Genomic DNA, 7,268 nt, shown 5'->3' with positions numbered 1-7,268 from the left:
GCCGGTGATATGGGTGACGGCTTCGGTGCGTCGGCTGGCCGGAGGGTGTACGGTCATGTTTCTTTTCCCGTCCCCTCGGATCCTGAGAACTTCGGACGACCTTCAGGGCCTGCGGATCCGAAGGCCCGCGGAGCCGTGGATCCGAAGGCCCGGAGGAGCCTGAGGGAGCTCCCCCGGGCGGGGTGACGTGGGGAAGCCGGGGGTGAGGCCGGCAGTGACAGCCGGGGCCGCCAGGCGGGGCTGCTGGACGGGGCTGCCAGGCGGGGCCGCCGGACGGCTTCGGCCGGGGCGTGACGGGGGCGGAGTACCGTGGTCGACGGGGGTGAGCGGCGATGGTGCGCTCGCCCGCGGTGGTGCGATTTCGCGCTGTGGCTCTCGGCGTCCCCCGCGGCCTGCGAGTCGATCCGCCGGAAATCCGGGGATGGTGTGTCGGTGTCCGCCGTGTTCCGGTTGCCGCGCCGCCGCGGTCGCCGGGCCGCCTGGGCGTCTCGTCGCGCAGTAGCATCTGGTGATCGTTTGATATCGGGAGAGTAGGGGTCTGACTTGCAGGGGGCCGAGGCTTTTCGGTGTCGATGGCTGGTGGGCCAGGGTGGGGGCCGTAGGCAGGTGGCCGTGCGGTGAAGGTGGAGAACTTCGTCGCGGCCTGGCTTGCGGACAATGAGAAAGATCTGGTGGATGTGCGTCGTGATATCCACGCGCATCCCGAGCTGGCCTGGCAGGAGCTGCGGACGACCGAACTGATTGCGGAATCACTGAACAGTTCCGGTCTCAAGCCACGGGTGATGTCCTCGGGCACCGGCCTGTGGTGCGATGTCGGTACCGGTTCCGGCCCGGTTGTCATAGTCCGCGCGGACATCGACGCGCTGCCGTTGCGGGACGAGAAAGACCTCCCTTATTCCTCCTGCGTGGCGGGGGTGAGCCATGCCTGCGGGCACGACGTCCACAGCGCGATCGTGCTCGGGACCGGCAGGGCGCTGGCGGCGTTCGACGAGCGTTACCCGTTGCCCGGCACCATCCGGCTGGTGTTCCAACCCGCGGAGGAGGTCATGCCCGGCGGCGCGCTCGAGCTGATCCGCGAGGGCGTACTGGATTCGGTGTCCGCGGCGATAGCCGTCCACTGCGACCCGGCGCTCGAAGTCGGGCGGGTGGGCATCCGCGGCGGCCCGATCACGGCCGCGACGGACTACATCGAGGTCCGGTTGCGGGGCCCTGGCGGGCACACGTCGCGTCCGCAGAACACCGTGGATCTGGTGCACGCGCTGGCGCAGGTGGTGACGGGGCTGCCCGCGGCGCTGTCGCGAACGGTCGACCCCCGGGCGGCGGCGTGCCTGGTCTGGGGGCAGATCGAGGCGGGCAGCGTCCCGAACGCCATTCCCCGTGACGGCCTGCTGCGGGGCACGCTGCGCCTCTTCGACGAAGAGGTCTGGAAGCGGGCGCCGGCGATGGTCGAACGGCTGGTCGCGCAGCTCGTGGCGCCGTACGGCGCCACCGCGACGATCGAGCACCGGCAGGACGTCCCACCAGTGATCAACTCTGTGGACATCACCGAGGCGCTCCGCCGGGCGGCCGTGGCGGCGATCGGCGAGCACGCCGTCGCGCCCACCGGTCAGTCCCTGGGCGGTGAGGACTTCGCCTGGTACCTCCAGCGGGTGCCGGGAGCGCTCGCGCGGCTGGGCACCCGCAGCCCCGGCGGCCCCGTCCACGACCTTCATCAGGGCCGGTTCGACGTGGACGAGAAGGCCATTGGCGTCGGCGTCCGGCTGCTGGCGACCACCGCGGCCGGTCTCGCCTCGGCCGCCGCGGCCGAGGAGTGACGGCGCGCGACCGTCGAAAAGCCGAGAAGGAAACCGGGGCCCTGGCAGTGAGCCAGGGCCCCGCGGATGTGTCTGCCCGGAGCTGCGGGTGCTACCGGGAGCTGGGCACCTCGAGGTCGGCCTCGGGCTGAGGCCGGGGGCCCGGAACGGCCGGCCGCGGGTGCGAGGTCTCGATCCGCAGCAGCTTCGCGACGCTGTCCGGCAGGTACCAGTTCCAGCTGCCGAACAGGGAGACCAGGGCCGGCACCAGCAGCATCCGGACGACCGTCGCGTCCAGCAGGATGCCGAAGCCGAGCGCGGTCGCGAACAGTTTGATGTCGGTCTGCGGCCCGCTCGACAGCGACAGGAACGACAGGAACAGGATCAGGGCGGCCGACGTGACCAGCCGCCCGGTGCGGCCGACACCTTCGACGACGGCGGCGTCGGTGTCGCCGCGGGCGTCGTACTCCTCACGGATGCGGGAGAGGATGAACACCTCGTAGTCCATGGACAGGCCGAAGAGGAACGCGAAGACCATCAGCGGCAGCCAGAAGGTGATGGCGCCGGTGGCCTCGATGCCGTAGATCTCCTCGGAGCCGTAGCCGTGCTGCCAGAACAGCACCACGCCCCCGAAGGTCGCCCCCAGCGAGACGAGGTTGAGCACCACCGCCTTCAGGGGCAGCAGCAGCGAGCGGAAGGCCCGCACCAGCAGGATGTAGGTGACGATGACGATCAGAGCCAGGGCCCAGGGGAACACCCCGTAGACGCCGTGCATGTAGTCCAGCTGCAACGCGCCGATCCCGGTCACACCGATGACGCCGGGCACGTCGTGCAGCGCGGACCGGAGGTTGCGGATCGAGTCGATGCTGCGCCCGCCCGCGGTCTCCCTGTCCGGCACGGCGATGATCAGTGAGGTGCCGTCCCGGTTCGCCTCGGGGCCGCTCGCGGCGGTCGCGGTGACCACGCCGTCCACGGCCCGGACCCGTCGCAGCACGTCGTCCACCGCGGATGACTGGACCAGGATCTCGGCCGGGGTGAGGACGCCCTTCGGGGCACCGCCGCTCTCAATGATCTTTATTGCCTCGTAGGCGGGGCCGCTCTTGGCCAGCGATCCGGACTGCGCCGTGCCGATCTGGATCCCGAGGAACGGGATGATCAGCGCGGTGAGGATGGCGACCCCGGCGCCGGCGGCGATCCAGCGGCGGCGCACGACCAGCGAGGCCCATCTCGTCCAGAACCGGCTCGCGGTGTTCTCGTGCCGGATACGTGGCCAGTCGACCCGCGGGCCGATGCCGCCGAGCAGCGCGGGCAGCAGGGTGGTCGTGACCGCCACGCTGATCAGCGGGATGAGCATGCCGCCGTAGCCGATGGAGCGCAGGAAGGGCACCGGGATGACGACCATCGCGACCAGGCCGATGGCCACGGTCAGGCCGCTGAACACCACGGCATGGCCGGCGAACTGCATCGAGGCCACCACGGCGTCGTGGTTGTCCCGGCCGTGCGCGCGTTCCTCCCGCCAGCGGGTGACGACCAGCAGCGAGTAGTCGATGGCGACACCGAGGCCGATCAGGGAGACGAGGAACTGCACCAGGAACGACACGTCCGCGAAGAAGGTCAGCCCCAGCAGGACGAGGAAGGTCGACAGGATCGCCACCGCGGCGACGAGCAGCGGCAGCAGCGCGAGCAGCGAGGCGAAGACGAAAGCGAGGATCGCCAGCGCGCCGAGCCCGGCGATCAGGGTTTCGACCAGCACCCCCGGGCCGGAGTCGTTCGCGCCGTTGGTCGCGAGCTCGTTCAGGCCGGTGACGGTGCCGGTGAGCCCGGCCTGGGTGTGCTCGGCGAGCGACTTCTTCAGCGCCACCGTGATCTCGGAGTCGAGGCCGTCCTGCGGCGGATAGAAGGCGTACGCGAACTGGGTGCGGCCGTCATCGGTGACGAAGATGTCGTCGCCGGTTTCCGCCCTGCCGATGACTCGGACGTCGGAGACGTCGCGCTTGACCGCGGCGAAGGTGTCCGTCACCTGCTGGTCGCTGACCCGCTGGCCGGGCTGGGCCGACAGCGACAGGATGAACGGCGCGCCCTGGCTGTCCGTGTGATAAGTGGCGAGGACCTTCTTGGCCGTCTCGTAGCCGGGCTGGCCGGGCAGCGAGAAGTCGAAGGTCAGCCGGCCGGCTGTGGTGCTGGCCGTGGCAAATCCCGCCAGGAAGGTAACGATCCAGATAGAGATCACAAGCCGGCGGTGCCGGAGGCACCAGCGCGCGAGCGCCGACATCGGCGTCTCCCCACTCGTTAGGATGATCTGTGCTCTTGCATATTGACCTCCGCAACGGTACCACCGCTGATTGTGAACCTGGTAATGGTTTGTCTTATGGGTGACACTCCCAAGGTGAACGCCGACAGTGACATCGCGATATCTCTGCGAGAGCAGGTTTTCTATGCGTTTGCCCGTTTCGGCCCGGCCTGGGTGCGCTATCTGCACGCGTCCGTGGGGCTCGGCGGTCTAAGCCCGGCCGGCGTCCGGCTGCTGTCGGCGCTGCGCCACCATCCGCGGCCGCCCATCATGCGCGATCTCGTCCAGGACCTCGGCACCACGGCCCGGGCTGTGACCGGGCTGGTGGACACCCTCGAGCACGAGGGCCTGGTCCGCCGCACCCGGCACCCGCACGACCGTCGGGCGATACTCATCACTCTGACCAGCAAGGGTGAACAGGTGGTGGACCGCGTCGGGCAGGAGCATGTCGAGCGGGCATCGGCCCTGTTCTGCGTCCTGTCCGAGCGGGACCAGGCCGATCTTGTCCGGATCCTCGGCGTGCTGGGGGACGAGCTGGCCGCGCGGGGGCAGGCCGTCCAGCCCCGCGGGCTCGGTTGCGGACCTGATATTACTGAGAGTAGCTAGTGCTGCGTCAGTCAACGCTCGCCCCGTCCGCCCGGGCCGGCGCGGTGGGGGAGCCAGGCGGTGGGGGAGCCAGGCGGTGGGAGAGTCAGGCGGTGGGACGGTTGCGCAGATCGGCCACGTAGTCGGACGGCGCGCCGGCCCGCTCGGCCGCGTCGGCCATGATGGCCACATACCGTTTGGACGGCAGCCCGCCCTCGTAGGCGTCCAGCACGTACGTCCAGGCCAGCGCCTCGCCGTCCAGGGTGAAGATCCGTACGCGGATGCGGGTGTAGAGGCTGGCCTCCACGCCCTCCCAGACGTCGAGCTGCCTGAGGTCACGCTTGGCGACGTCGTAGAGCATCACGTACACCCGGGAGCCGGGTGACTCGACGATGGTGGCCAGCGCGCCTTCCCAGCCGACGTCCTCGCCGCCGAAGGTGAGCCGCCAGTTGCGGATCCAGCCGGTCCCGATGACGGGGGCGTGCGGTGCGCGTTCCTTCATCTGGGCCGGGTCGAGGTTGCTGCCGTAGGCGGCATACAAGGTCATTGTGTGCGTCCTTCACCGGCCCGGGCACCGCGGCCGCGGTGGCAAAGAACTACCTGGAGGATCTTCACTGGCCCCTACCTGTACCCACTTCCTCCCCCCGCGGGCGCGGACGCGCCGCGCGGGGAGCCCTCGGCCGCTCCCGGCCGACCTCGCGGACCGCATATCTGCCCGGACCCGTCCGATGTGCCACGATCGATCCAGCCACAGTTGCCCGGGCAGTTGCCTGGGCGGTCGTGAGATCCTGATCGTGACGTCCCTGGACCCGACTTCGTGTGACAACACGGACCGTAACCGCGTCGCGGCGGCAGATGGTCTCCCGTGGGGTACCACGGATCCGGTCGTCGATGTTCGACAGCTACGCGAAAGACAGTGTAGACCCCGAGCATCCCGGATCCCGGCCATCCCGGGCCTTGGCCGTCGGTGTCCCGGTCCGCCCGGTACCGGCCTGGCGGGGGAGCGTCCGCGCCCGCCAGGCCGGGTGACTGTTCATGCGATGGTTGCTCACACATCGGACAAGGCAAGATAGCTGGTGGGAATCCCACCCATCGAAGGGAGCGCGCAGGTGCCGCGAATCGTCATTCTCGGAGGAGGACCCGGAGGGTACGAGGCGGCTCTTGTCGGGGCTGAGCTTGGGGCGTTCGTCACGCTCATCGACTCGGACGGGGTGGGCGGCGCGTGCGTCCTCACCGACTGTGTCCCGTCCAAGGCGCTGATCGCCACGTCGGCCGCGATGACGGAGCTGGCCGTGGCGCCGTCCCTGGGAGTCCGGCTGCGTGACGGTGGCCACGTCCTGCCGGAGGCGGGCTGGGACGCCGGGGCGCTGCCCGGTCCGGGGCTGCCGCCCGGCATCGGCGTGGACATCGAGCGGGTCCACGCCCGGGTGCGGGGGCTTGCCGCGGCGCAGTCCCGCGACATCGAGACCCGGCTGGAGAAGGAGGCCGTGCGGGTGGTGCACGCCCGCGGCCGGCTGGTCGGCCCGCACGCCGTCGAGGTCGACTCCGGGGAGGCCTTCTTCGGCGACATCATCCTGATCGCGACCGGGGCGTCACCCAGGGTTCTTCCGAACATCGAACCGGACGGTGAGAGAATTCTCACCTGGCGCCATATCTACGATCTTCGGGAGCTGCCCGAGCATCTGATCGTCGTCGGTTCCGGGGTCACCGGCGCCGAGTTCGCCAGCGCCTACCAGGCGCTCGGCGCGAACGTGACGCTCGTCTCCTCCCGGGACCGGGTACTGCCCGGGGAGGACCCGGACGCCGCCAAGGTGCTCGAGGAGGTCTTCCAGCGCCGTGGGGTGACCGTGCTCAGCCGGGCCCGGGCCGAGGCCGCCCGCCGGGTCGGCGACAGCGTCGAGGTCGACCTCGCGGACGGCCGGACCATCACCGGCAGCCACGTCCTGATGGCCGTCGGGTCGGTGCCGCGGACATCGGGCATCGGGCTCGCCGAGGTCGGGGTACGGCGTGCCCCGAGCGGCCACATCGAGGTCGACCGGATGTCGAGGACGGCGGTGCCGGGGGTGTACGCCGCCGGTGACTGTACCGGTGTGCTGCCGTTGGCGTCGGTCGCCGCCATGCAGGGCCGGATCGCGATGTGGCACGCGCTCGGCGAGGCGGTCACGCCGCTGCGGCTGGGCACGGTGTCGTCCAACATCTTCACCGAGCCGGAGATCGCGACGGTCGGCATCTCGCAGAAGATGATCGAGTCGGGTGAGGTGGCGGCGCAGACGACGATCCTCCCGCTGGCGCGCAACCCGCGCGCGAAGATGCAGGGCATCACCGACGGTTTCGTGAAGCTGTTCTGCCGGCCCGGCAGCGGCAGCATCCTCGGCGGGGTGGTGGTGGCGCCGCAGGCGTCAGAGATGATCTTCCCGGTTTCGCTGGCGGTGGCCAACGGCCTCACCGTCGATCAGGTGGCCCACACCTTCACGATCTACCCGTCGGTGTCCGGCTCGTTGACCGAGGCGGCCCGCATCGCCATGCCTCGGGACCTGTTCGCGAGCTTCTGACCAGGCGTCCAGCCACGGTTGCCGGTCGCGGCTGGACGATGCCTGCCT

General features: G+C 70.2%; 5 protein-coding genes. 3 read left to right on the top strand and 2 right to left on the bottom strand.

Annotation, left to right across the window (positions count from 1 at the left end):
- Positions 1–617: 617 nt before the first annotated feature.
- Positions 618–1,814: an amidohydrolase gene (locus AC5LSR_RS16370; RefSeq protein ID WP_250286421.1), complete on the top strand. Its 1,197-nt coding sequence runs from the start codon at positions 618–620 to the stop codon at positions 1,812–1,814.
- A 91-nt stretch (positions 1,815–1,905) separates the two neighbouring features.
- Here AC5LSR_RS16370 and AC5LSR_RS16365 read toward each other — a convergent pair whose 3' ends face one another.
- Positions 1,906–4,023, bottom strand: a complete 2,118-nt coding sequence (locus tag AC5LSR_RS16365; RefSeq protein ID WP_493465366.1) for an MMPL family transporter — start codon at positions 4,021–4,023, stop codon at positions 1,906–1,908.
- 138 nt (positions 4,024–4,161) lie between these two features.
- Between AC5LSR_RS16365 and AC5LSR_RS16360 the strand changes: the two genes are divergently transcribed.
- Positions 4,162–4,689 carry a MarR family winged helix-turn-helix transcriptional regulator gene (locus AC5LSR_RS16360; protein WP_250286418.1) on the top strand — a complete coding sequence of 176 codons (528 nt, stop codon included), beginning with the start codon at positions 4,162–4,164 and terminating at the stop codon, positions 4,687–4,689.
- 85 nt (positions 4,690–4,774) lie between these two features.
- On the opposite strand, the gene AC5LSR_RS16355 is transcribed toward AC5LSR_RS16360, so the two are convergent.
- Positions 4,775–5,215, bottom strand: a complete 441-nt coding sequence (locus AC5LSR_RS16355) for a gamma-glutamylcyclotransferase family protein (protein ID WP_250286415.1) — start codon at positions 5,213–5,215, stop codon at positions 4,775–4,777.
- 562 nt (positions 5,216–5,777) lie between these two features.
- On the opposite strand from AC5LSR_RS16355, the gene AC5LSR_RS16350 reads away from it, so the two are divergent.
- The gene (locus AC5LSR_RS16350) at positions 5,778–7,220 is read left to right on the top strand and encodes an NAD(P)H-quinone dehydrogenase (RefSeq protein ID WP_250290169.1); all 1,443 of its coding nucleotides are present in this window, start codon (positions 5,778–5,780) and stop codon (positions 7,218–7,220) included.
- The last annotated feature ends 48 nt before the right edge of the window (positions 7,221–7,268 follow it).

It is taken from the genome of Protofrankia sp. CiP1_Cm_nod4 (genome assembly GCF_982290645.1).
The sequence above is the reverse complement of the archived record's forward strand: the minus strand, read 5'-3'. Positions and strand labels throughout refer to the sequence as shown.